Annotated in this window: 27 protein-coding genes and 2 pseudogenes; 2 read left to right on the top strand and 27 right to left on the bottom strand. The window is 30.9% G+C overall.

Translation table 11 applies throughout. From position 1 onward, the window contains the following. Nucleotides 1-328: 328 nt before the first annotated feature. The 11 genes from GM111_RS03485 to GM111_RS08650 form a co-directional block, all read right to left on the bottom strand. Entirely contained in the window at nt 329-1,147 is an 819-nt protein-coding gene (locus GM111_RS03485; RefSeq protein WP_156299484.1) for a purine-nucleoside phosphorylase, read from the bottom strand. Between the two features lie 18 nt (nt 1,148-1,165). Further along, on the bottom strand, nt 1,166-1,381 hold the full coding sequence (locus GM111_RS03480; RefSeq protein ID WP_156299483.1) for a hypothetical protein: 216 nt from the start codon (nt 1,379-1,381) through the stop codon (nt 1,166-1,168). A gap of 64 nt (nt 1,382-1,445) precedes the next feature. Further along, on the bottom strand, nt 1,446-1,580 hold the full coding sequence (locus tag GM111_RS08485) for a hypothetical protein (RefSeq protein WP_269320136.1): 135 nt from the start codon (nt 1,578-1,580) through the stop codon (nt 1,446-1,448). Further along, complete coding sequence (locus GM111_RS03475) at nt 1,581-3,089, bottom strand: recombinase family protein (RefSeq protein ID WP_156299482.1); 1,509 nt, start codon at nt 3,087-3,089, stop codon at nt 1,581-1,583. Between the two features lie 84 nt (nt 3,090-3,173). Further along, nucleotides 3,174-3,341 (bottom strand): hypothetical protein, encoded by a 168-nt coding sequence (locus GM111_RS08170; RefSeq protein ID WP_018365289.1) that lies wholly within the window; start codon nt 3,339-3,341, stop codon nt 3,174-3,176. A gap of 488 nt (nt 3,342-3,829) precedes the next feature. Then, nucleotides 3,830-4,201, bottom strand: a complete 372-nt coding sequence (locus GM111_RS03465) for a sigma-70 RNA polymerase sigma factor region 4 domain-containing protein (RefSeq protein ID WP_231479758.1) — start codon at nt 4,199-4,201, stop codon at nt 3,830-3,832. Nucleotides 4,202-4,507: 306 nt separating this feature from the next. After that, nucleotides 4,508-5,317 carry an SPL family radical SAM protein gene (locus tag GM111_RS03460; protein ID WP_156299487.1) on the bottom strand — a complete coding sequence of 270 codons (810 nt, stop codon included), beginning with the start codon at nt 5,315-5,317 and terminating at the stop codon, nt 4,508-4,510. A gap of 63 nt (nt 5,318-5,380) precedes the next feature. Then, a complete protein-coding gene (locus GM111_RS03455; RefSeq protein WP_156299481.1) occupies nt 5,381-5,923 on the bottom strand; it encodes a ClbS/DfsB family four-helix bundle protein in 543 nt (180 codons plus the stop codon). A gap of 6 nt (nt 5,924-5,929) precedes the next feature. Then, nucleotides 5,930-6,193: a zinc ribbon domain-containing protein gene (locus tag GM111_RS03450; RefSeq protein ID WP_156299480.1), complete on the bottom strand. Its 264-nt coding sequence runs from the start codon at nt 6,191-6,193 to the stop codon at nt 5,930-5,932. A gap of 61 nt (nt 6,194-6,254) precedes the next feature. Beyond that, nucleotides 6,255-6,779: a WYL domain-containing protein gene (locus tag GM111_RS08655; RefSeq protein ID WP_231479757.1), complete on the bottom strand. Its 525-nt coding sequence runs from the start codon at nt 6,777-6,779 to the stop codon at nt 6,255-6,257. Nucleotides 6,780-6,811: 32 nt separating this feature from the next. Beyond that, entirely contained in the window at nt 6,812-7,153 is a 342-nt protein-coding gene (locus GM111_RS08650; protein WP_231479756.1) for a helix-turn-helix transcriptional regulator, read from the bottom strand. 302 nt (nt 7,154-7,455) lie between these two features. On the opposite strand from GM111_RS08650, the gene GM111_RS03440 reads away from it, so the two are divergent. Together GM111_RS03440 and GM111_RS03435 are read left to right on the top strand one after the other, a co-directional pair. Continuing rightward, nucleotides 7,456-7,806, top strand: coding sequence for a plasmid mobilization protein (locus tag GM111_RS03440; protein ID WP_156299479.1), 351 nt, complete (start codon nt 7,456-7,458; stop codon nt 7,804-7,806). A 5-nt stretch (nt 7,807-7,811) separates the two neighbouring features. Beyond that, nucleotides 7,812-8,989: pseudogene (locus GM111_RS03435) on the top strand (relaxase/mobilization nuclease domain-containing protein). A 161-nt stretch (nt 8,990-9,150) separates the two neighbouring features. Here the strand turns inward: GM111_RS03435 and GM111_RS03430 are convergent. The 16 genes and pseudogenes from GM111_RS03430 to uvrA form a co-directional block, all read right to left on the bottom strand. After that, nucleotides 9,151-11,058 (bottom strand): UvrD-helicase domain-containing protein, encoded by a 1,908-nt coding sequence (locus GM111_RS03430; protein WP_156299478.1) that lies wholly within the window; start codon nt 11,056-11,058, stop codon nt 9,151-9,153. After that, the gene (locus GM111_RS03425) at nt 11,046-13,112 is read right to left on the bottom strand and encodes an ATP-dependent nuclease (RefSeq protein WP_156299477.1); all 2,067 of its coding nucleotides are present in this window, start codon (nt 13,110-13,112) and stop codon (nt 11,046-11,048) included. Before GM111_RS03425 ends, GM111_RS03430 begins: the two co-directional genes overlap by 13 nt. 19 nt (nt 13,113-13,131) lie before the next feature. Beyond that, entirely contained in the window at nt 13,132-13,272 is a 141-nt protein-coding gene (locus tag GM111_RS03420) for a helix-turn-helix domain-containing protein (RefSeq protein ID WP_456243025.1), read from the bottom strand. A 337-nt stretch (nt 13,273-13,609) separates the two neighbouring features. After that, nucleotides 13,610-13,805: pseudogene (locus GM111_RS08645) on the bottom strand (single-stranded DNA-binding protein); the annotation flags it as partial. 348 nt (nt 13,806-14,153) lie between these two features. Beyond that, nucleotides 14,154-14,471, bottom strand: coding sequence for a TfoX/Sxy family protein (locus GM111_RS03405; RefSeq protein WP_231479755.1), 318 nt, complete (start codon nt 14,469-14,471; stop codon nt 14,154-14,156). 61 nt (nt 14,472-14,532) lie between these two features. After that, complete coding sequence (locus GM111_RS03400) at nt 14,533-14,961, bottom strand: VOC family protein (protein ID WP_156299476.1); 429 nt, start codon at nt 14,959-14,961, stop codon at nt 14,533-14,535. A gap of 80 nt (nt 14,962-15,041) precedes the next feature. Next, nucleotides 15,042-16,454: a VirD4-like conjugal transfer protein, CD1115 family gene (locus GM111_RS03395; RefSeq protein ID WP_231479754.1), complete on the bottom strand. Its 1,413-nt coding sequence runs from the start codon at nt 16,452-16,454 to the stop codon at nt 15,042-15,044. After that, on the bottom strand, nt 16,403-16,801 hold the full coding sequence (locus GM111_RS08640) for a conjugal transfer protein (protein ID WP_231479753.1): 399 nt from the start codon (nt 16,799-16,801) through the stop codon (nt 16,403-16,405). Before GM111_RS08640 ends, GM111_RS03395 begins: the two co-directional genes overlap by 52 nt. Continuing rightward, nucleotides 16,798-17,283 (bottom strand): PcfB family protein, encoded by a 486-nt coding sequence (locus GM111_RS03390; RefSeq protein ID WP_156299475.1) that lies wholly within the window; start codon nt 17,281-17,283, stop codon nt 16,798-16,800. The genes GM111_RS08640 and GM111_RS03390 overlap by 4 nt, the downstream gene beginning before the upstream one ends. Continuing rightward, complete coding sequence (locus GM111_RS03385; protein ID WP_156299474.1) at nt 17,280-18,131, bottom strand: ATP-binding protein; 852 nt, start codon at nt 18,129-18,131, stop codon at nt 17,280-17,282. Before GM111_RS03385 ends, GM111_RS03390 begins: the two co-directional genes overlap by 4 nt. Continuing rightward, a complete protein-coding gene (locus tag GM111_RS03380; protein ID WP_231479759.1) occupies nt 18,128-18,850 on the bottom strand; it encodes a replication initiator protein A in 723 nt (240 codons plus the stop codon). Before GM111_RS03380 ends, GM111_RS03385 begins: the two co-directional genes overlap by 4 nt. 275 nt (nt 18,851-19,125) lie before the next feature. Then, nucleotides 19,126-19,440 (bottom strand): 4-fold beta flower protein, encoded by a 315-nt coding sequence (locus GM111_RS03375; RefSeq protein WP_156299473.1) that lies wholly within the window; start codon nt 19,438-19,440, stop codon nt 19,126-19,128. 225 nt (nt 19,441-19,665) lie between these two features. Then, nucleotides 19,666-19,947 carry a CD1845 family protein gene (locus GM111_RS03370; RefSeq protein WP_156299472.1) on the bottom strand — a complete coding sequence of 94 codons (282 nt, stop codon included), beginning with the start codon at nt 19,945-19,947 and terminating at the stop codon, nt 19,666-19,668. Nucleotides 19,948-19,966: 19 nt separating this feature from the next. After that, entirely contained in the window at nt 19,967-21,637 is a 1,671-nt protein-coding gene (rlmD, locus tag GM111_RS03365; protein WP_156299471.1) for a 23S rRNA (uracil(1939)-C(5))-methyltransferase RlmD, read from the bottom strand. Then, the gene (locus GM111_RS03360) at nt 21,634-22,776 is read right to left on the bottom strand and encodes a pyridoxal phosphate-dependent aminotransferase (protein ID WP_156299470.1); all 1,143 of its coding nucleotides are present in this window, start codon (nt 22,774-22,776) and stop codon (nt 21,634-21,636) included. The genes rlmD and GM111_RS03360 overlap by 4 nt, the downstream gene beginning before the upstream one ends. A gap of 8 nt (nt 22,777-22,784) precedes the next feature. After that, the gene (uvrA, locus tag GM111_RS03355) at nt 22,785-25,601 is read right to left on the bottom strand and encodes an excinuclease ABC subunit UvrA (RefSeq protein WP_156299469.1); all 2,817 of its coding nucleotides are present in this window, start codon (nt 25,599-25,601) and stop codon (nt 22,785-22,787) included. Nucleotides 25,602-25,608 lie beyond the last annotated feature (7 nt).

The following is a 25,608-nucleotide window of genomic DNA, read 5'->3' as shown; positions in this document are numbered from 1 at the left end:
AACGTGGACCAGCATTATTAAGATATGCTTTAATTAATGATGCTTGACAAATTTCACTTTTAAACAATACATTTGCAAAATATTATCAATTAAAAAGAAATCAAGGTAAAAAACATTACTCTGCTTTAGGTCATGTTGCTAAAAAGTTAATTCATGTTATATTTAAAATCCTTAAGGATAATGTTGCCTTTGATCCTGATTCTTTAAGATAATTGATATTGTTTAAAAAGCACATCATTTAGTGCTAATTTTGTTTTGTCTAAAATTTGATAACCTCTCCAACTATATTTTTATTAATTTATACTTGACAAATCATAGTTGGTCTCCTCTATACTAATTCTTTTATAAATTCTTCCATCCATACACATAATTTTTTACTTGCTTCTTCCGCAATTGCAACAACTTCATCATGTGAATGATTTCCTACACGTAATCCTGTTGCCATATTTGTAATACAAGAAATTCCTAAAGTTTTAATTCCAACATAATTAGCTACTATTGTTTCAGGAACAGTCGACATTCCTATTGCATCACTACCAGCACGTCCATACATACGTATTTCAGCTGCACTTTCATAGTAAGGGCCTTGGAAGAATGTATAGACACCATTTTTTGTCTCTATACCTAATCTATTTGCAACATCTTTAGCCTTATTTCTTAATTCTAGACTATATGGTTCAGACATATCTGGAAAACGTAATCCAAATCTTTCATCATTGGCTCCCCTTAATGGATTATCACTAACTGAATTAATAAAATCATCTATTATCATTAAATCTCCTGGTTTGAAATTAGTATTAATACCACCACAAGCATTTGTAACTATCATTTTTTTAATACCTAATAATTTCATTACATAAACAGGGTAAGCTGTTTCTTTCATCGAATACCCTTCATAATAATGGAATCTACCTTGTAAAGCCATTACTTTTGTTTCTCCAATTTTACCAAAAACAAGATTTCCAGCATGTCCTATTACTGATATTTGAGGAAAATTAGGTATATCTTTATATGAAATATAAGTTTTATCTTCCATTATATCTACAAGTTTACCTAATCCACTTCCTAAAATTACCGCTACATCTACATTTGCATCAACTTTTGAAGAAATATAGTCCGCACTTTCTTTAACTTTATTATAAAACATTTTGCCTCCTAATTTATCTTATACACTAAAAAAGAATTTTATATGTATTAAATGTACGCACAAAGCTATAACTAATAGTAAAGCAATAGTTCTGTGTATATTATATATCTTTTTATTAAATTTTTTTGTCATTGAATAACCTAAATATCCTTCAATAAGTAATATTATTGCTGTAAGTAATCCAGACCATACAAACCCATAGTTAATAAATTGAATTGTTGCATGTAATATCATAGTTATTACAGTAAAATAACCCCATAATTTATATTTTTTTACAAAAAATCTTTACATATTTGATCTATTTTTTTAATCTTGAATCTACTTCATTTTTTGTTTGTAAATATTTATGAAATGTTTTTCCAATATAATTCATAATTGTACCGGCTAAACCAACTAATGCTAGCAAACCTAAAAATTCTCTAATAAAATGCATCTAGTACTCACTTTTTTTAGATAATAATACAACAGTCTCAACTTGTTCATCATTGTCCAAACCTATATTTAAATCTTCATCGATGATAGGAAGTTTAAAAGTAATTGATTTTAGCCATTGTCCATTCGGTTGCTTTTCTTCGTAAATTTGAATTTCAGAAATCAAAGCTGTAATTAACTGTCTACGCTCCACATCATTCATTTCCTTGTAGAGTTTATCAAAATAGATCAGAACTTTATATATATTATCTCCTGTAAGTTTTTCAGCTTCAATAGTTTGTTTTTTTGCTTTCGCATCAATTAAGAATGATTCTAATTCTTCAATTTTATCGTACATACGATAAAGTCTATCGTCTAAGTCCTGTTTTCTTCGTTTGTAGTGCTTATCATTAGCAACTGCATCATCTAACAATTCCTCTCTAATTTGCTTACTGAAAGTACACTTATGACCTCTCATCATCTGCCTATGTTTACAGCCATAGTAATAAAAATCTTTATACTTTGTACCATCTTTCCTTTTCTTGATACACTTGTTGCCAAACATTCCCACTCCACATACCGGGCATTTTACAATTCCTGAAAGTAAGTGTGTCCGTATATCTTTTCCTTTATTCACATGCACATATTTCTTTGCTTGAGATTTTAGCTTAACCTGAGCAGCCTGCCATAACTCATCAGAAATTATAGCTTCATGAATTCCTTCAGCTATTAAATATTCATCTTGTTCTACTTGTTTATATTCATTTCTTGTACCATGAACTTTTTCTAAAGTTCTTCTTCCAAAAGCTATCTTCCCGTTATATACAGGATTCTTTAATATCTTTCTTATAAGACCTGCATCGAACAATGGATTTTTTCCATTCTGTCTTGGAATTTTTCTTATTCCATGATTTTCTAAGTATTTTGAAAGTCCATTAGCTCCAATGGTTGTATTAACATATTGATCAAAAATAGTTCTTATTGCGACAGCTTCTTCTTCATTGATAAACAGTTTACCATCGACAAGCTGATACCCATAAGGAGCAAAACCTCCATTCCATTTCCCTTCTCTTGCCTTTTGAATACGCCCTTCCATTGTTTGAACACGAATATTTTCTCTTTCAATTTCAGCCACAGCTGATAAAACAGAAATCATCAATTTACCTGCATCTTTGGATGAATCAATCCCATCCTCAACGCAAATCAAATTAACTCCAAAATCTTGCATTGTTTGTAATGTTGATAAAACATCCGCAGCATTTCTTGCAAATCTTGATAGCTTAAACACAAGAACAAAAGATACTCCATCTTTGCCAGATTTTATATCTTCCATCATTCGATTAAACTGTATCCTTCCCTCAATAGATTTTCCAGACTTACCTGCGTCTTCATACTCACCAACAATTTCATAGTCATTATAAAGGGCAAAAGCCTTCATTCTTGATTTTTGTGCCTCTAAAGAATAACCATCTATCTGTATTGATGTAGATACTCTTGTGTAGAGGTATACTTTTATTTTCTCTTTTGACATAGCATTAACCTCAATATATTTCTCTATATCTTTTTCATACTTCCAAAAAGTTTGGACTTATATCTCAAGTATATTATAGCACTTTTATTTCATTTTCTCAATCTGTGTTTTTACCATGTCAAAGATATTTTCATTTTCACTGTTATTATTTACTGGCATTGGATCTGGTAGATTATCCAAATCTAAAACACCAGCATACTTTGTAATAAGATTTGCTATCAAATCAGCCAATCCATTCCAGTCATTGTCCACTCGTACACCTCCCTCTAATTCCTCTATAATCAATATATAATTTTCTCATCTAACCAAGTTTAATGACATTGACGGGTGCTTAGGATCAGCAACATTGGAATCTCACCACCGCCCCTGTTAAGATGAGCCGGCTTTCACTAAAGAAGTATCATTATCATTACTTAGGTCATCACTTGCAAAGTTATCCTCGCTCTTTGCTTTAAGAAAATTTATTTATCGCTCGTTTCCTTATATCCTTGTCTTTGACAGTATTCATTTAAACCGAATTTCTTCAGCAGGAAAGTTATGGCGTAAAATTTCTTTCGCTCACTAAGTAATTAAAAGTCCCGTCATGGTCTATTCAGTTGTCAAAGAACAATTATTTGAAAGGAATTTTCTTTACATCTTCCTGTTTGCCATAAATAGGCTATATCTCTTATAAAAGTAAAGGAGATCAAACTCCCCTTCACTTTATATAAGGAAAGTTTGACCCCTTTGGTTACCGAAGTTTATAGATCCTCAATAAACTTTTTCAGTTTCTCAAGGATTTTATTTCTTCTCTTGATTAAAGCCGGATGTGTAATACTTTTTAATCTTGCTACTGAACGAAGCGTTTCGTCATTAAAGTACAAACGCTCTATGATGTCTCTTTCTTCATCGTTCAGCTTTGATATAGCATATCTCAATGATTCAATCATCATTTGTATTTCCACAATCTTTGCTACATCAACATTTTCATCTATGATATTATCAACATAATGTCCATCATGATCTAATGACGAAAAAAAGAGCAAGTGGTTTTTTCTGTCCACCTGCTCCAAATACTTTTCGTGTTCTTTTTCTCGCCAGTAGACTTTATAAATATCTTCACTGACTTTCACCTTTTGTCAGCTGACATAAAGGTAATACTCTTTTGCCATAAAGTTTCCTCCATTTCTTTTTTGTCTGTTTGTTTTTCAGACAAAAAAGGAGGACTTCGGCATTTGAACATACCGAGTCCTCCGTAATGGAAGAAAAATACTAAATTATCATGATTAAATAATGAAAAAAAGGTTGTAAAAAAGGGACATTATTATATTTGTATCGTATATGTTAAAAATTAACACTTTCATTAATAAATCCCTCCTTAATTATAATTTTATAAATATTTCACCCCCCCTTAGTCAGATTAAGTCAAAAAAACTAAGCTACTTTGAGATGTCCTTTCCCTCAAATAGTCCCAAATAGTTAAATATTGCTTCATTATCATGAACGATACCGTTCCGCTCACAGAATTCGTGAAATACACCCATTAGTTTTTTATTGTTTACGCTGTTTGCCACATAACTATTGCCATATTCTCTGATGTATTGTTCTTTCAGCTTTGGAAACTTTTTATCTAACTGCGAATAAAAATATTCTCTATTTCCCTCTCTGAGTGTAACTCCCATACCAAAGCATACTATTCCAAACACTTTTGCTTCCTTGCAGCAGTTTAAAATCCCAAGAATATTTTCTTCCGTATCGTTAATAAATGGTAATATCGGTGTTAACCAAACTACTGTTGGTATTCCCTCATCACGCAATATTTTTAATGCTTCAACCCTTTCTTTTGTCGTTGAAACATTAGTCTCTATCTTTTTACAAAGTTCTTCATCATAAGTCGTTAGTGTCATTTGAATTACACATTTTGTTTTTGAATTTATTTCTTTCAATAAGTCTAAATCCCTTAAAACATTAGCTGACTTTGTTGTAAGCGTTACACCGAAGCCAAATTTATTTATTATCTCAAGTGCCTGTCTTGTATAATTTAGTCCAAGTTCCTCTTTAATGTATGGATCAGTCATAGAACCTAAACCAATCATACATTTTTTCCGCTTTCGTTTTAGGTTCTCTTCCAAAAGACTGATTCCATTTTCCTTTACTTCTACATCTTCAAATTTATGGTTCATCCGGTAGCAGTTGCTTCTTGAGTCGCAATAAATACAACCGTGAGTGCAGCTTCTGAACAAATTCATTCCATTTTTTGAAGATAATATTCCTTTTACCTTTGTAAAATGTACTTTACTATCCTGTTCCAATTATTTTGATTTGCATTTTTTCTGATGGGCTTTTAATTTTTTCATTGCCCAATCATAATGGCTTGCAGTGGTACTTACAAAATAGGAACCCAGTGTACTCCCCACTGTCCACTTGTAGACGCCTTTGGAAAACAATTCTTCACTTGTAAATTTTTCAGCCAACTCTAAAACATCTCTATGGGATTTATGAAACATTTTAGTTGCGTCTTCAAGAGAAGTATTTTGATGTTTCTTCCAAAATTCTACATTCATATCTCCATAAGTTTTCCAATTGTACGGCTCAGGCAAAAACGGTTTTTCTTCTCCCTTTTGATTGGAATGTACCCAATTCAAAATAAGCTGATGCCACTCATAGAGATGGATTAAAACATCTCTTAGATTCTTATCTCTTTTCCAGTGGGCTTCTTTTTTCTTTTCATCTTTTGAAAAGTCAAATGGTGTATTTAACTCTTCCTCAGTCATCTTTGAGATAAATAAATTTAACTTTTCATAGTTTTCCTTAGCAGCAATCATTAAATCATTTTTTGTCGTTGGTCTTGGCATAATTTTTTACTCCTTCCATCTCTTTAGAGTTGGGAAAAACTCCATCATCATTTTTCTTGCACTATCTTCATTCATATCTTTATTGGCTTCGACTACATGAGGAACGCATATCTCAATCATTTCCTCCATTGTTCCCTTAAAAGTAAATTCGCCTTTCTCAAAGCAATACTTACAATAATCTTCATTTACGCTTCCATCTGAATTTGTACCATAAAGCTCTGTTTCCTCTCCCATAGGCATGCCACAACATTGACAATATTTCGTATCCATTTTTTATTCCTCCTTATCTTTATTTAAGATAATTATATCTCACCATACTTGACACCATCTGTCATATTATATATTTTTCTGCCATTTTATTTATCATTTTTTTAATTTGCATTCTAACTTCTTCAGGTTCCAATACTTCTGCTTCATCTCCAAATGAAAAAATATAATTATATAAGTTATAGTCATTCGGTATTTCTATTTCAGTATATAAATTTCCGTCATTATCTTCTGTAATTTCTCCGTTTAGTTCATCATATACCCTGAAAGCAACTTTTCGATCAAACTTAACTTTTATATTCACTGTATTCTCATGTGGCGTTTCTTTTTTGAGTATTACATCTTCAAAGTTGTCATCAAACTTTTCAGTATGGATTTCTAAATTCTTTATCCTGGACAATTTGAAATATCTGAAATCATTTCTGAGTAAACATAGGGCATATAGATACCAATCCTGACTCTTGAAAAGCAATCTCACAGGTTTAACTCTTCTGCTTGTTTCTTTTTCATTACTGCTAAAATATGTGAATGAAACAATGTTCTTACTTAAAATTGCGGACTTAATATCATTAAATGTTTTTTCATACATCTTATTGTTTTGCCAATTATTAAAATCAACTTCTATCCAACTGGTATTTTTATTTTAAAGAGTGCGGATAGTTTTGTTAGAAGCTCATTCTCATGTTGTATTGTTGTATTCTCCAATCCCTGAAGAGCTGACATAATTTGTTGTTTCTCGTTTTCAGACAGTAGTGATTTACTAAGAACAAAATCCTCAGCAATTTCTATTCCACCACCCTTTCCTTGCAACGCATAAATGGGAATACCTGCACTACTGATAGAGTCAATATCTCTATAAATTGTTCTGACTGATACCTCAAATTTATCAGCAAGTTCGCTTGCTGTAACTTTTCCCTTTTCTAAAATATAATATAGTATCCTAAATAGCCTATTATCTTTCATCGTCTTAACATCTCCTATATTTATTATACCATATTAACTTGACATATGTTGTCATATTAAAAGCATTTTTTCAATTCTGATGACATTACTTATCTCATTTGGTATAATATAAGATATACATTTAAAACTTGCTTAATGCTTTCTACCATAATCATTCTTTTGTAGCAAGCACAGTAAGTGTACGGACACTTACGAAAAAATTGATGAAGCAGCCCTCTGGGAACTGCTTCTTTTTTTATCAATTTTTGGCTTGTTAGGGAGAACCCTAAGACCCCGAAATACATTCAAAGGAGGAACTACCTATGGCAAATAGAATACGAAATGAAAGACTTGAAATTAAACTAACAGAAGAAGAAAAGGCTCTTTTTGAAGATAAAAGAAAACTTGCAAAGTGTAGAAATATGAGCCATTTTATCCGCAAATGCGTTTTAGAAAAGGAAATTTATCAAGTGGATTTAGAGCCTTTCCGAGATTTACAAGGCTTGCTTTCAAATGTCACAAATAACATCAATCAGATTGCAAAGCGAGTAAATTCAACAGGTGTAATTTACGAAGAGGACATTAATGATATGAAAAAAGAGATTAAACATTTCTCAAAAGAGCTATGGCAAATTCATTCCCTGCTGCTTAACAGGACTTCCGGAGGTGATTAGTTTTTATGGCTATTACAAAAATACACCCTATCAAATCGACTCTTAATCTTGCTATCGAATACATTGTAAATGGAGATAAAACAGACGAGCAGATTTTAGTCAGCACGCATAAATGCCATGAGTCAACTGCTCATACTGAATTTTTAAGGACACGAAATGATGCAGGAACAAAGGGAACTGTTCTTGCAAGACATCTCATTCAATCCTTTTTACCGGACGAAACTACGACTGAAATGGCACACCAAATCGGTATGAAGTTATTCAAAAAGATATTAAAAATGAGTATGAATTTGTCTTATCTACTCACATAGATAAGGGGCATATTCATAATCACATCATCTTTAATAATGTAAATATGATAACGGGTAAGTGCTACCAGTCTAATAAGAAAAGCTATCATAAAATCAGGTATCACAGTGATAAATCGTGCAAAGAAAATAACCTATCTGTCATTGATGAGTTTTATGAAAGCTATAAGAAAAAATATAAGACTAACGGTAAGTCTTGGTATGAAAACGAACAGGTAAAGCGTGGTACTTCTTGGAAAAGCAGGCTTCAATTTGACATTGACAGAATGATAAAACAGTCTAAGGATTGGGATGAGTTTCTAAAAAAGATGGCTGATCTTGGCTGTGAAATTAAATATGGCAAACACATTGCTTTTAAGCCAAAAAATAAGGCGAGATTTACAAGGGCTAAAACTATCGGAGAAGATTACACCGAAGAAAAATTAAAAGAACGCATTGCAGAAAGAGAGTTTATCAAGACTCCTACTGTCAAAAAACGGATCGGCAATGTTATTGATATGAACACCAATATAAAAGTAAAAGAAAGCAAAGGCTATGAATATTGGGCAACCAAACATAACCTTAATACAATAGCTGAGTCTGTCATCTTTCTTAGAGAACAAGGAATTAAATCTGTTAAGCAGCTTGACGAGTATATCCAAAAAACAGCTGATGAAAGGCAAAATTTACAGGATAAAATCAAGGCTATTGATAAGGAAATACAGGAGCTTTCTGCCACTATGGAACAAGTTCATACAGTAAAAAAAACAGACAATACTATAAGGAATATAAGGCTAATTCGTCTGATAAGGCATTTTTTGAAGAATACAAAGCTCAAATTACCCTATATGAAAATTCCCTTTCAGAGCTTAAAAAATCCTATTCCAAGCTCCTAAATTCTAAGGATATTTTAGATAGACTTGATAAATTGCAAGAAAAAAAGAATACCCTAATGCAAGAGTATTCTTCTACAAAATCTACTATGGACGAGCTTTATCAAATACAAAAAAACTATAGAATTTACATGGTTAAGGAGATGGAAAGATAACCATCTCCTCTATTCAATCGAAGAAATATCTATAACATTTTCTTCTCCAAAAAAATCTTTTGCTTTCCCCAATATGTCAGAATCATTAGTAGGCATATATATTATTAAATTCTTTTTTGCTCTCGTCATACATACATAAAATAATTTTTTCGTTCTTAGTTGAACATTAGAATTTGAAGACCCCTTTCCAAATAATGTATTAAAATCGTATTTATTCCAATCAGACTCTAATACAAGAAGTACATTATCATATTCACTACCCTTAACACTATGTTGAGTGCAAATTGGCGAAAATTCTTTTAAATATAAGACACTTTTTCTGTATTGATTAAATGTTATCTTTTTTATTCTCTCCCATAAATAAAACCCTTTATTTAAAATATAATCATTGAATAATTCATCTTCTTTGAGTAACCCTTTTACTTCTGCAAATTTTAAAACATCTTCTATCGTTTGATTATCTTCACTTACAAGATAATCAATTGCTTGCTTAAGGCAAATCTTATCATTCCTATCATGAATAGAAAATTTTGTTATTCGTAGAAAATCATTAAATTTATTAGCCTCATATAATTCAATAATTTCCTCTAATATATCTAATCTGCGTAAAATCCTATCTCTATAAGAATTAGCTTCATATCTACCACTCATCCCATTTAATTTATATGACATAAGTGATTCCTTAGTAACTTTACATTTTTCGCAAGCTTCTTCCCATGACATACCTTCTAAAACACTGTATACTGACTGATAAATTTCGTTTCCGTTAATTTGATCCAGCAACTCTACTTTCTTATATATCGGTTTTATCTCTAACGCCAATTCTCCCAAAGTCTTATCACTGTCTAAATTTTCCTTATCAATTTTTTCCTTTATCTTGCTTATAAGCGTAATTATCAAATCAGCATTATATAGATCATATAAGCCTTTAAATCCAGCCATTTCAGCATTATATTTATGTGTTAACCTTAACTCTTTTGTTTGTTTTCCATCCGAGAAATTCCAAGATTCAAAAATACTCTTTTCCTTTATGCTTATAAAATCATCTGCTTCATTTCCATATAAAAATTTAATACTACCTTCTCTAATAGTACCATTCTCCATATTAGGTGCATTTGTATCTTCTGAAGGTCTTTGCTCAATATCATCATCTCTAAACTTATTGGCTACTTCGATTACAACTCTTGGATTTCTTCGGTTTTGCATCTTTACTATTTTAGTTAAATTATATTGATTTAAATTACCAACTCCGTCGTCATATATAGACTGCATTGAATCTCCAAAAAAACCAATTACATTTTTCTTATTGCTTTGTTCAAGATGCTTTAGTAAAATATCCGTAACTAAAGGACTTGTATCCTGATATTCATCAACAAAAATACAATCTGCAATATCCTTTAAAATGTCTGCTATTTTTTTATATTTCTCAAACATTTTCTCTGCAACAATCAAAATGTGATCATGGCTGATTTTCACTCTATTTTCATCATTTGACGTTATAGAATAATACTCGTCATAATCCACATAAAGATTTTCGAAATATTCTTTAGAAATTAAATCCTCAGAAAAATTTTTTGGCTTTTTAAAGTTCTTTTCATTATCATCATTAATAAGCCCAACTAAAATATCTTTTATTTCATTCTGATATTTTCTGATAAGAGCCCATATAAACTCATGTATTGTTGAAACACAAAGGTTCTCATTTTCTATTCTTGATAAAATTTCTGCAACTGCGTTATTTGTATATGTAATACATACTATCTTAATATCTGGTAATTCCTCTGTAAGTGCATTTATTAAGGAAATTAAGGAGTATGTTTTTCCACTTCCTGCTCCACCTTCTAAAATAAAATTTTCACCATTTTTTATACATTGAAGAGCTTCTAATACTTCTTTTTCCAATGTTAGCGTATCCATAATAAGCCCTCCTCAATATAATGTGGAACTGCCCATTTTTCATCTTCTTCGCCATTCTCATCATCAAAATACAATAAACTTGATGCAAATGAAGATTTCTTTTTCACATTATTCAAAGCAAAATTATAATAATCACCATTTTCTATTTCATCATTCGAAAAATCTTTTAAAGCTCCATATTCACAAAGCCCTTCTTTATTCTTTATAATAAAGTCTTTATTTAATGCTATAAATGCATCTTCAAAACTACTTGCTTGATACTCACCATCAGTTTCCGGTATTTGATATGCTATTCGAATATTATTTTTAATTTTATCCTCGTATCTTTTTTCTACAAGTTCTCCAAATTGATCATTTAATTCATCAAGACCAGTATCTTTGAAAAAATCTTTTATGGAAGCGTTGCTTGTATACTTTGCTTCCTTAGGGTGTGATTTTACATATCTCCCATTGTCATTTTTATTAGCGGCATCTATATCTGTTAATATTAAAGCCTTAATACCTAAAAACTCAAATAGTGGAATAAAGATATGTGAATGTGCCCCAACTTCTATTACAGAAATATTTTGTGATAATAGTGGGATAATATCTCCTTCTGGATTTTCTTTATTATCAATCTTATGCATCATCATTGGCATTAAGATTCGTTCGGTATCTCCTTCTATACAAATAGCTTTGTCAGCAAAAAAAAGTTCACTTCTATTTATTGTCAGATATTGTTTTACAAACTTAAATCCTTTCTGTTCATCTCCACCATACTCTTTTTTTAAAGAATTAAAACTCTTAGCTATAACTGTATTCCCGTTTTTCTTTAAATATATAATGTCATCAAAGTTACATTCAGAAACTATATGTGATGAATGCGAAGTGATTAAAATCTGCAACTGTTTATTCTTGTCTTCCAACAACTTTTTTCTATGTGCTTTGATATGAGATTTAATATTCCTTATAAATATATACTGTAACTGAGGGTGTGTATGTGCTTCAGGCTCTTCAATATATAAGAGATTTATATCTGCTGGTTGTTCAAATAATTCCTGTATCTTGGTTTCAATCTCAAATAAAATACCAATTAAATTCAAATATCCCAACCCATTATATGTTTCTGGAAGTGAACAATCTCCCCCTTGTCTATAACTTAATTTTGTATTATCTGACAATAAATTTTTCTCTGAAATAGATGACTCTATTGCTATATCAATTCCGTTTTCTACACCACCATAAGTTTTTATAACATCTATAACATCACTAAAAATTCCATCAATATCTTCTCCACTTTCACTTTTTTCTCCATTGTAAATCTTATATAATTCTTTATCGGCTTGCTCCAATTTTTCTTCAAGTTTTGTAAATACCAACACACTTTCATCTTTTGCAGCTTTATAAGAACTGAAATATTTACCAGTTAAACCTGATAAAACATGATTACGATCATCATTAGAAACCGCTCGATCAGCTCTTATTCCTGCCACTTTAATGACTTTTTGAATATCCTTATTATCAATTTCTTCTGATCTATCTTGCGTTATTTGGTTTGATTCAATATCAAACCCTCTTGAATATCTTTTCGTTTCAACGAAGTTTGCAAAATTCTTACTCATAAATTTGGAAAATGATTTAAAATCTTCAATATTTTTTTCACTAATAATGTTTTTTAATTCGATAATTTTTTTTAAAGATATTAACGAAATAAATTCTAACACTATAATGTTATTTTCCGGATTTAAATCCATCATGAATTTTTGAATATTTGCATATGAATCATTATCATCAAACTCAATAAATAATTGCAGATTAACAGTTTCTAATGATGTAACTTTCTCTTGCTCAGATATATCAAAATAAATTATTTTTTCATAAAATTCTTTCTGACATTCCAAATTTATATCTTCCCACATCACTTTAGATGAATTTAACATCTTATCCAAAATAATAAGAGCTGATGTTTTTCCACAATTATTTTTACCTATAACTAACGACAATTCATCTTTAAAATCCAATTCAAAATTTTTTAATAACCTAAAATTTTTAACTTTCATCTTTTTTAAAATCATTCTCCATTCTCCTTTTTTATTATTGCTTTATACACTCAATTATTTCGTCAATATCACAATCTAAAGCATTGCAAATTCTAAGCAAAACATCCGTAGTTACATTCTGTTCATTTTTCATTTTATAGAATGTGCTTTTACTAACTTTTGCCTTTTCTATCAATTCATTTATTGTATTATACCATAAAATGTATTTTTTTCATAAATATATTCTCTTTATTCGAACTCTTGCAAATAAAAAAGAGTCGGTGCAGTCCTAAGACCACACCGACCATAAGCTTATCTCTCAGCTTCTTTGCTTGCTTCTTTCTTTTCTTTAGGCTTTTCCTTATCTTCAGCCTGATACTTTTTGATAGCTCCAAGAACAGATTCTTTCTTTTCTTCTTGTCCTTTCATTTGTTCCTTTGCCTTTAACAGTTTTGAAGAAAGTATCCTGATGTTAGTATGTTCCTTACCATTATCATCAATGGAAGTTCTGATTTGTCCAAAGAGCTTTACAAAATCTCCCTGCTTAAAGTCTTTTGGAATATCACTCTTTTCTCCATAAGCTGCACAGTTGATATACTCCTTACCCTTACCGTACTTTTTTACAAGCGTAAAATTTGCAACTTCTACCGTTTCTCCGTCTTTTTCAAAGCTTGAGAAAGTTGGTTCCGCCAATAAGTTGGCGTTGATGTTAATCATTTCTTGTTTCATCTTTTTAAATTTCTCCTTTTCATTTCAATAAAAAAAGCGACCAGAAGTATTACTTTTCCAATCGCTGATACTCTTACTATTTAGTTTTTTCTTAGTTGGACTTCTGATCCTTATCATCTTATCTCCTTTATTGTCTTTAACATATTTAAGGGAATTAGCATTTTGTCGTGTATATATTAGTGAAAGCTACTTGAAATACTAGTTCACTAATTAGCGAGTTTCCCCTATTTATTGATCGCAATATAAATTGAAAATAGGCATGAAAAAAGACGATAGATTTTTTCTTTTCTATCGTCTTACGCATTTAGTATTCAATTTTTCAGTTCAACAAACTGAAGCTTGTTTGTGTCATTTAGCTTTCTTGGGTTTCTTTTCTGGCAGTTCCGCATACATACCTTTCAGTAGTTCAGTAATCAAATCCATATCCTCAAATCTGTCGAATGCATACATCAATGTCTTTGAACCCTTATACGGATAACGCAATTCTGAGTCTACAAGAAGTTTGTCCGATGTCGGCGTTCTCTTTAAAAATAGTTCATTATCGCAAATGTCACCTATCAGCTTACCGTTAAAATATATAAGGTATCCGCCCATCATGGATTTTATGACAATATCACCTGCTGCGGAAAAAATCTCACGAACAAATTTATTAAATTCATTCACCATGATTACCTCCTTCCAAATCAAATATTCCTTACTTTATGGCATACTCTTTCCCTATTTATCCTCAAAATTTCAGCAATCCATTTTCATCAAATTGAAAATTCGGTCCCCTTGAAACTTCCCAATAGTATCCATCTAAATCCGAAAAATATGCGTGATATCCACCCCAAAAAACTTCCTGTGGCTCTTTTACAATTTTTCCACCTGTTTTTCTTACTAATGCAATTACAGTCTGTACATCTTCTTTATGTTCAACATTGTAGGCTAATGTAATTCCTAAAAATCCATTCCCTTTTGGTGGATTATTTTCATCAATATCTTTTGCTAATTGTTCCAAAGGAAATAGTTCAAACTTTGTTCCCGGAGTATCAAAAAAGCATACTGACGGATTATTTTCTCTGCAATCAGTCTTATATCCTAAACCATCTCTATAAAACTTTATTGACCTTTCCATATCTTTCACACCTAAACAAATACAAGTAATCTTGTTCATCGTTACCTCCTATGAATTCAAATTTATCTAGCTCTATTATATCAAATATACCCTCGACCATATAGTTATAACAGTAAATCTTACAATCTTGTAATTACCGTATTTCTATTAAGCTTAACCTTGCCTTTTCTCTTTATATGTTCTTCAATATCAAACACATTCTTCTTGTCATAATCTTCTAAGAACTTATAGTTCTTATGCTTTGTGATGTCGAATTTATCTGAAAGAAAAGGTCTTACACCTCTAAGCTGAAAAATACATTTACCACCGTCCATTACAGTAATCTCATCTTGGCTCATCAGTTCCTTACCTGTCTTTTGATAATTAAGTCCGAAAGACTTTTGATTTGACCTTGTTTCCGATGTGTTATATAAATCTATCGTTTCTTTTCCCAGTGTTTCAAGTGTAGTTTTCTCCTTGCCACCAAGGAACAAGGTACTATCACAGTTACCTACGATTGTATCGGCATTATCCTTATAGATTGCCTTTAACTGAGATTGTGCTTGAAGTATGATACTTGCTGATATTTCTCTGGAACGGATTGTTGCTATAAGTTTCTCAAACTTTGGAATTAAGCCGATGTTTGCAAATTCATCAAGCAAGCATCTCACATGGACAGGTAATCGTCCGCCATATACATCATCTGCCTTATCACATAAGAGATTAAAAAGTTGTGAGTACATAATGGATACTACAAAGTTAAAGGTATCATCAGTATCAGAGATAATAACAAAGAGTGCCGTTTTTCTATCTCCGAGTGTATCAAGCTCAAGTTCATCTTCACTCATCAAGTCCCTAAGTTCCCTAATATCAAATGGAGCAAGCCTTGCACCACAAGAGATAAGAATAGATTTTGCCGTTTTTCCCGCAGCCAATTTATATTTTTTGTATTGCTTTACTGCAAAGTGTGTAGGTTCTTTCTTTTCAAGTGCTTCAAAGAGCCTATCTATCGGATTCATATAGGTTTCGTCATCTTCTCTGACTTCGGAAGCGTCTATCATATCAAGGAGCGTTGCAAAGTTCTTTTCTTCTCTTGGAGCTTCATAGAAGATGTATCCTATAAGGGCTGTGTAGTAGAGTTTTTCGGCTTTCACCCAAAAATCCTCACCTACTTTTTCTCCCTCTCCTTTCGTATTTGCAATGATTGTCTGTACCAATTTCAGAATATCTTTCTCAGAACGAATATAGGCAAAAGGATTGTATTTCATACTCTTTTTGAAGTTAATGGTATTTAAGATTTTAATCTCATATCCATTGTCTTCAAGCATCTTGCCACATTCAAGGACTATCGTTCCTTTTGGATCAGTTACGCAATAGCTACTGTGCATCTGCATAAGGTTAGGTTTGACATAAAATCTTGTCTTACCACTTCCTGATCCACCGATTACAAGTACATTTTTGTTACGAGCATACTTTGGATTAGCCGGTCTACCATTCATAGTTAGGCGTTCTGTCTGGGTAAGCAAGATATTGTTTTGAAACTTTTCATCCATGTATGGCTCAATATCTTTCTTATTTCCCCATCTTGCTGAGCCATACTCTTTCCCCTGTCTAAATTTTTACCTTTGGTATAGACAATAAATTTAATTAAAGCAGCCACTCCTATGCCCATTAAAATATCCACCGGATGAATACTTGGAAGAAAACTCATCGTGTTGATCTCCAATATCCCTTGAAAGACTTTATCTATGACATCACCACCGGTATAGCTTCTCACATGATGGGCAAAGATGTTTCCTAAATAGAAAAATGCAAGATAGGGAATGTTCTGCTTTAGAAGCTTTACCTTATCTTGCACCTTAAATAAGCCTTTGATGTCCTTTAACATTTTATCTATCATAGGCTCTGCTCCTTTTGTTTATTCTTGATTTTATCTTTGGAAACAGAGTTTTTAGCCATCTCCTTGAACTTCTCAATATTCTTATGAATGGACTCCTTCCTTTCCGTTTTCTTTTCTGATTCTAAAAGGGCATGCTTAAATGCTTTGTCCATAACCTTCATATCTTTAGCTTGAAAGAATACTGAGTATTTCCCACTTTCCTTATCTTTCATGACTGAAAACTTTACCCCATACCGATTAAGTTCCTTTTTGAGTTCCTTAAGCTCTGCTTCTTCAACTGGAATTTCTTCAAGCTGCCCCTTTTTAACCATATCTTTTAGCTTTACTTCATTTCCGTTAGTATTAACCAGCTTTTCAAGTCCTCCAAGTTTTTCTGCTTCTTTCATCAATTTCTTTAACAAGTTCAGAATTAGCTTTCCTGTTATTTTAGCAACTCTAACTTCCATATTCAGTGTTTTTCTTGCTATTTCTTCATTGATCAACTTCTCTCACCTCCATTCAGCAGTCTGTCCTTATTCCGATTCAGTTTGTCCTTTTGAATAACCTTTCTAAAATCTTCTCCTACAACCATAACAGGAATACACATCTCTATGATTCTTGAGTAGATTCTTTGATACTCTACGCTATCCTTACAATTTTGGATTGTGTCGTAGGAAAGGTTAGTGGTAAAGATAGTCGGTTTCTGTTTTAAGTACCTGTTATTAACAATGTTATATACTTGCTCTTTGGCATAGCTTGTATCTCTTTCTATTCCTAAGTCATCCAAGATAAGAACGGAAGTATTTACAAGGGATTCAATATATGCGTTCTTGTCAAAATCAAATCCTCCCTTTTGCAGTTCATTGATAATCTGTGAAAAATTTCTTATTTTAACGCCTATTCGATACTGTTCAATAAGGTTATTTGCAATGGAGCAGGCAAGATAGGTCTTTCCGCTACCTACTGAGCCATAAAAAAGGAGTCCGATATTTTCTTTTTTCATTTCCTCATAGTCTTTTACAAAGTTCTTTGCAATGATAAGGCTTTGATTTTCTTCTCCCTGATAATTTTCAAATGTGTATGACCACTGAATAATGGATGTGAAGCAGATACTTTTTAATCTCTCGATTTCAAGCTGCTTTTGTCTTTCTTTTTCTTGTGCTTCTCTATCTCTATCACATTTACAAGCAGTCTTAAATATCATCTGCTTTCCGAAAAACTCTAATGCTTTCCCATCTTTTCTTTCATTGCACACTTTACAGTAGGCATGTCCGTCCTTGATATATTCTTTTTCAGGATCAAAACTATATTCCACATCTTCTATCATCACTTTTTTTAATTCCTTATTCATAGATGTACTCCTTTGTTATATTCCTCCCATGTAGGGATATTGGATGTTTTCTTACTTCCTTGATCTTTATAAAACCAAGAAAGGATTGTTGCTTTATGGTCTTTATATGTCTTTCCGGTACTTTGAAGATAGGTTGATAATCTCTCAATATAGTTATCAAGCTCTCCTGCCATTTTTATTTGTAATTCGCCTATATCTTCATCATTTAAAAAGACATTTTGAAATGTTTCAAGTCCGTTTTCCCCAAAACTATATTCTCTCTTACTATACTTACTCTTATTATTCTCTATATAGTTACGGTCAACATTTTTAACCTCTTGAAGTTCATTTTCTTTACTTCTGAGGTCAACATCTTTGACTTCTGATGTAAAGTTTTTTGACTTCTGCAAGTCATTTTCTTTTACCACTAATATGCTCATAAAGTCTTTGACATATATGACATTCGGCTTACCAAGTCCAAGCCTTACTCTTTCAATCAGTCCTATCCCTTTTTTGCTGTCTAACTCATCTAATGTTTTTATGGCAGTAGGCTTTGAAATATTTCTTCTTTTCATAATTTCCTCGACTGTGAAATAGATAAATACTCTACCTTCCTTATCTATCCAGTTATTCTTAAAGGACATTCCTGTTCGTTTCAAAAGCATGGAATAAAGGATAATTGCTTCAGCAGACAGTCCTTTAAATTCTTCTCCGTCTACCAATATTTCAGGTACTTTCAGAAAGTTAAATCACTCTGCTTCACGATTATAGAAATAGTCAAAGTCCATACAGAACCACCTCCCTACTTAAAAATTTGCAAAGAAAAAGACGATAGTTTTTTCTCTATCGCCTTTGGTAACTATTTTTATGAATTTTTTTATTTTACAAACAGGGATTGATCGCTCCCTATGATACGGTTTCCACACTTTTGAAAATCTGACATATAAAATTTCCCTTCCCACAAAAAAGCGGTAAACCTTATAGCCTTACCGCTTTTGCTGATGTTAAGTACAAATTATTGATTGAGCCATTCATTTATAGATAAATTTGACCATCCTCCAACAGGTGTTACAGGTCTAGCAGGACGTGCAGGTCTGGCAGGACGTGCAGTTCCCCTAATAGTTGAGCCTGTACTCCACGCAATAACCCTTCCGCTAGTATCAAGACAAACAAGTTCGTTTACTGGTCCTATCCAATTGCCTGTTTCAGATGACCAAGCACGACCTCTTGAAATATAAGCTATCCAGTCCATGTTGCAATTAAATATATGTTTTCCTGGCTCTATCCACCCTATCAATTCACAATTTCTATCAAACAAAGATTTTAACATAAAAATTACTCCTTTCCATTTTATATTTTAAAATAATCATATCATTTATTTTGATTTATCAATATGATTTACAGATTGATTTGTTTTATTCTTCAAGACAATATCGTCTGCTCTCTGTACGTCCGAATAAAGGTTAAAGCTACGTGAAACGATTGTCATGCATCGTTGATCCAGCGTTGTTCAACTTTATTCTCACTTGTAAATTGTAATTTATCACTTCTTGATTTAAACTGATTTTATCGCTTTATTAATCCCTTGTAAAAAAGCTATGACTGCCTCTCCAATCATCGGTATTCCGTATGGACTTAATAAGAATCCTATTATCAGTGCTTCTATACCTATTGAAAAATCTTTTTGAAATAGTGATACAACCCCAACAAGGATACACATAAGCATTAACAAATACAGTATTGTTGTTCCTATGGCAAGTAAAAATGTCAAAAATGCCGAGAGGATACTTAGTGATAAGCTGATTGGAAACAAGATTATTTTTATTATCCATCTCATAGAACATACTACCTTTCTGCTATATCATTTTAAAATGCCTCAGAGCATCCATAATAGCTTCTTCTTTCTCTGGAGTACACTGTGGAACTCTTTGATTTTCTTTTTTTGATTTATTGTAGTGTTCTTTTACCTCAATTCCAAATTTTCTTTTTGTCTGTGCAATATATAGTGTCGAAACCTTGAAACCAAATTTATTCAATACATACTCCTTGATTTGCTCATAAGTCGCTTTGCTCTCTGCACTTGTCAAATCAAGTTCATCCAGCTCAATTTTAACACTGATATGCTTATCGACATCAAGTTTGGACAATAGTGCTACCGTTTCTAAATGTGGAGTATAACCAAACATGTCAACACAGACTACTCTTTTTAAGATATATGAATTATCTTCAAAAATTTTTAAATCTTCTGCAAGTGTTTTTGGGTTACACGATACATATATTATATGTTCTGTATTATATTCTATTAATTTTAATATTGTTTTTTCACCAACTCCACTTCTAGGTGGATCAAGTATTAATATATCAGGCTTTATATTTACCTCATCAAACTCTCTTAATTTTTCAAATACATCTCCTGCGATAAATTTTGCATTTGAAATACCGTTTTCTTTTGCATTTTCATTTGCTTTAACAACAGCTTCTTCAACTAATTCAATTCCGTATACTTCTTTTGAATATTTAGCAACTATTTGACCTATAGTCCCTGTTCCACTAAATAAATCAAAAACTACTGGTTTATCATTTTCCTTTGTAATTAGTTTTAAATTATTGATAACTTGTTGATATAATTTTTCAACACCAAATGAATTAGTTTGAAAGAAAGAATATGGACTAATCTTAAAATTTAATCCAAATAATTCTTCTGAAATATCTCTTTTCCCATATAAAATTCTTTCACTATCTGCCTTAACAGAATCGGATTTATCATCATTAATAGTATGAATTATAGATTTTAAATCCATTGATAATTCAAGATTTAATAATCCTTCTTTATATTCATCTATAATTTCATAATTCTCAGATTGTGATGTAGTAACTATGTTTACTCCAATTTCTTTTGTTTTCTCACCTTTTCTAATTACTAAATTACGTAAAAAACCTACATGAGTTAATCTATGGTAGAAACTTATATTTCTTGTAGAAAAAAAATCGTTAGTATATTTAGTTATTTTTCTGAAGTTTTCATCCATCAATTGACATTCATTTACATTAACAATGTCATGAAACGAATTTTTTTTATGTAATCCAAGTATTATTGGACCATCTTTATATTCATTCCCAAAGCTAAACTCCATTTTATTTCTATATTCTTTATCTTTTTCCATTGTAACAACTGGAAATTTTTCATAATTTTTTGTTTTAATTGTATTATCAATTAATTTATAGACTAAATTTGTTTTTAGATTCGCTTGTGCTTCATAATTTAAATATTGAAAAGCACAACCTCCACAAATATTAAATTTATTACAAAATGGTTTAGAAACATTTTGATTGCTCTCTAAAACAACTATATCTCTTAATTCTATCTTATTATTTTTTATCTTACCAATTCTAGCTTGTATTATTTGTCCTGGAACAACATTTGTATTCGCAAAACATTTTCTTTCATCATTTTTTAAATAACCATATGGTTTAGATGGAAAATCAATACCTACAATTTCAAGATTGACTATATCATTTTTTCTCATTTGCATTCTTTCTCAACATATTTTTTTAATCTATTTATAGCTTCATCTATAATTTCATCACTTTGTGTAACTGATAATCTAAAGAATCCTTCTACATTAAAACAAATACCTGGAACTATCCCTAATTCAGTTTTCTCTAAAACATCTAAAGCAAAATCTAGAGAGTTTTTATCTGAAAACATTGTATAGTCAACAAATAAGTAGAACGCCCCTTTAGGTTCAATTACTTTAAATCCGATTTCTCTTAATCCATTCATCATACGAGTTAATTTAGCTTTATTTTCAGCAATTACATCTTCTCTTGTTGGGATGTGCTCACAAGCATAAATAGCTCCTAATTGCCCAACTGTATTAACACCAGTCATTGTATATTGTCCAACTTTATTCATATTATTTATAATTTCTTCTGAACCAAGTGTATATGCTACTCTATACCCTGTCATTGAATGTGATTTTGAAAATCCGTTTATTACAACTATTTTATCAATTAAATCAGTATATCTAGCAAAAGAATGATATTCATCAAATGCTATTACTGAATAAATTTCATCACTTAATAAATAAATTTCGTGTTTTCTTAATAATTCAGCAACTTTATCCATTTCTTCTAAAGGCATAACTGTCCCTGTTGGGTTATTAGGATATGTTAGAATGATTACTTTTGTTTTAGGTGTTATATATTGCTCTAAGATTTCAGCAGTTAGTTGAAAATCTGTATGTCTTAAATCAATAAACACTGGAACTGCATCCATAAGTAGTATATTAGGTTCATATCCAGGATAAGTAGGAGTTGGCATAATAACTTCATCTCCGGGTTGTAATACGGTTCTTAAGAAAGAAGAAATTCCTTCTGTAGATCCAGCATTTGCTAAAGCATTCTTCCATGTATAATTAGATCCATAAAGCTTGTTATAATATTTAGCTACAGCATCTCTATATTCAATTGCACCACCTGTATTTGTATAACCAATCTTTTGATTTAAAGTGATATCTGCCATGTATTCTTTTAATTCACGTGGTATATCATTACCAGGTTCTCCTATAGTCATATTAATACCATTTTTAAATTCTGGCATTCTAGCTGATATTTGTCTGATAATAGATATTTGTAAATTCTTTACAACTTCATTAATGTACATATTTCCTCCTATTTAATTAAATATCTTTTTAAAAATTCCCCTGTATATGAATCTTTATTTTTCATAATTTTTTCTGGTGTTCCTTCTACAACAATATATCCACCCTTATCTCCACCTTCAAGTCCTATATCAATTATATGATCAGCACATTTAATAACATCTAAGTTATGTTCTATTACAACAACACTATTACCTTTCGATACTAATCTATCAAGAACAATTAATAATTTTCTTACATCTTCAAAATGTAAACCTGTTGTTGGTTCATCAAGTATATACATAGTACCCTCTTTTGTTACCTTAGAAAGTTCAGATGCTAGTTTAATTCTTTGGGCCTCTCCTCCTGATAATGTAGTTGCAGGTTGTCCTAATGAGATGTAGTCCATTCCTACATCAATTAATGTTTGAAGTTTTCTCTTCAATGAAGGAAAGGCTTCAAAAAATTCATATGCATCTATAACACTCATATCAAGAACTTCAGAAATATTTTTCCCCTTATATTTTACTTCTAAAGTTTCTCTATTATATCTTTTCCCTTTACACATTTCGCATTCTACATATACATCAGGTAAAAAATTCATTTCAATTTTGTTAATACCTGCCCCTGCACATGTTTCACATCTTCCACCTTTAACATTAAATGAAAATCTTCCTTTATCAAATCCTCTAACTTTTGCATCATTTGTTTCAGCAAAAATACCTCTAATATCATCAAATATTTTTGTGTATGTTGCTGTATTAGATCTTGGAGTTCGACCTATTGGACTTTGATCTATATTAATTACCTTATTAACTTCTTCAATACCTTCGACTTTACCATGTTTTAATGGAAACATAGTTTTTTCATTTATATGATTATGCAGAATTGGATATAGTGTTTGATTAATTAAACTAGATTTTCCGCTTCCACTAACACCTGTAACAACTGTAAATATTCCTAATGGTATTTTTAAATCAACATTTTTAAGATTATTACCACAACAATTATGTATTTTTAAATATTCTTTAGATTTTCTAAGCTTTTTAGGTGTTTCGATTTCAATTTCTTTATTTAAATATTTAGCAGTTAAAGACTTACCTTCTTTAATTACATCTTGTGGTTTTCCACATGCTATTATTTCTCCACCAAATTTTCCTGCTGCAGGGCCAATATCTATTAAATAATCAGATTCTATCATAGTATCTTCATCATGTTCTACTACAATTAAAGTATTTCCAATATCTTTTAAATCCTTTAAAGTTTTTAAAAGTTTATCATTATCTCTTTGATGCAAACCTATACTAGGTTCATCTAATACATAAATAACACCTGTCAGTCTTGAACCAATTTGAGTTGCAAGTCTTATACGTTGTGATTCACCACCTGAAAGAGTTTTTGTCATTCTATCAAGAGATAAATAATCAAGACCTACATTTATTAGAAATGATAATCTACTTTTTATTTCTTTCAATATTTCTTCTGCAATTTGTTTTTCTTTTTCAGTTAAAACTAAATTTTCAAAGAAATTTAGAGCATTTACAATACTCATATTTGTAACATCTATAATACTTTTATCATTTATAGTAATTGCAAGTACTGTATCATTTAATCTTTTACCGGAACACTTTGAACAATTCATTTCTATCATATATCTATTTTGTATTTCTTCTCTATTTGAGTCACTCATAGATTCTTTATGTCTTCTTTTTACAAGATTAACTAATCCTTCAAAAGTTCTCATTCCATCATAATTATACTCTTTAGTATGAATTGAAAAATGATATTCTTTATCACTGCCGTAGAAAATAACATCTTTTTCTTTTTGTGTTAATTTTTTAAACGGTTTATCTGGATCAATATTATGACCTTTTAAAAAGGCTAAAAATAGTTTCCATGTCCAAGATGTTGGAGAACTTCCACCTACTATTGATAAAGCTCCTTCATTTATTGATAAATTTTCATCTAACAATATCGCATCCATATTAACTTCTAATGATGAACCCAACCCATTGCATTCTTCACAAGCACCATAAGGCGCATTAAAAGAAAATAATCTTGGATTTATTTCCGGAAATGATACATCTGGATGATTACTACAAACAAAATTTTCACTATATTTATAATCTACACCGTTAATATTTACAATTAAATTACCATCTGAAAATTTCGTTGCATTAACAATAGCTTCATTTATTCTTGATATATTTTCTTCCTTAAAAACGATTCTATCTGTTATTAATTCAATATTATGTCTTTTATTTTTATCAAGTTCAATACTATCATCTAATTCTAATATTGTACCATCAACTCTAACTCTTAAATAACCTTGTCTTGAAAGATTTATGAATAAATTTTTAAAACTACCTTTTTTATCAATTACTACTGGTGATAAAAATATTAATTTATCTTTATCTTTACATTTAGAATGAACTTCATTCGTTATTTCTTCAATACTTTGTCTCTTTACTAATGATTTACATATAGGACAGTGTGCACTACCAATATGCCCCCATAATAATCTCATATAATCATATATTTCAGTCATAGTTCCAACTGTAGATCTAGGATTTTTAGAAACAGACTTTTGTTCTATAGATATTGCAGGTGATAATCCTTCAATACTATCTAATTCAGGCTTTTTCATTTGACCTATAAACTGTCTAGCGTATGCTGAAAGACTTTCTACATATCTTCTTTGACCTTCTGAATATATTGTTTCAAATGCAAGAGATGATTTTCCACTACCACTAACTCCTGTAATTACAACAAATTGATTCTTCGGTATATCAATATCAATATTTTTAAGATTATGTTCTCTTGCACCCCTTATTTTAATATATTCCATCTTAAAC

The sequence above is a fragment of the Streptobacillus canis genome (assembly GCF_009733925.1).
Taxonomy (GTDB): Bacteria; Fusobacteriota; Fusobacteriia; order Fusobacteriales; family Leptotrichiaceae; genus Streptobacillus; species Streptobacillus canis.
The sequence above is the reverse complement of the archived record's forward strand: the minus strand, read 5'-3'. Positions and strand labels throughout refer to the sequence as shown.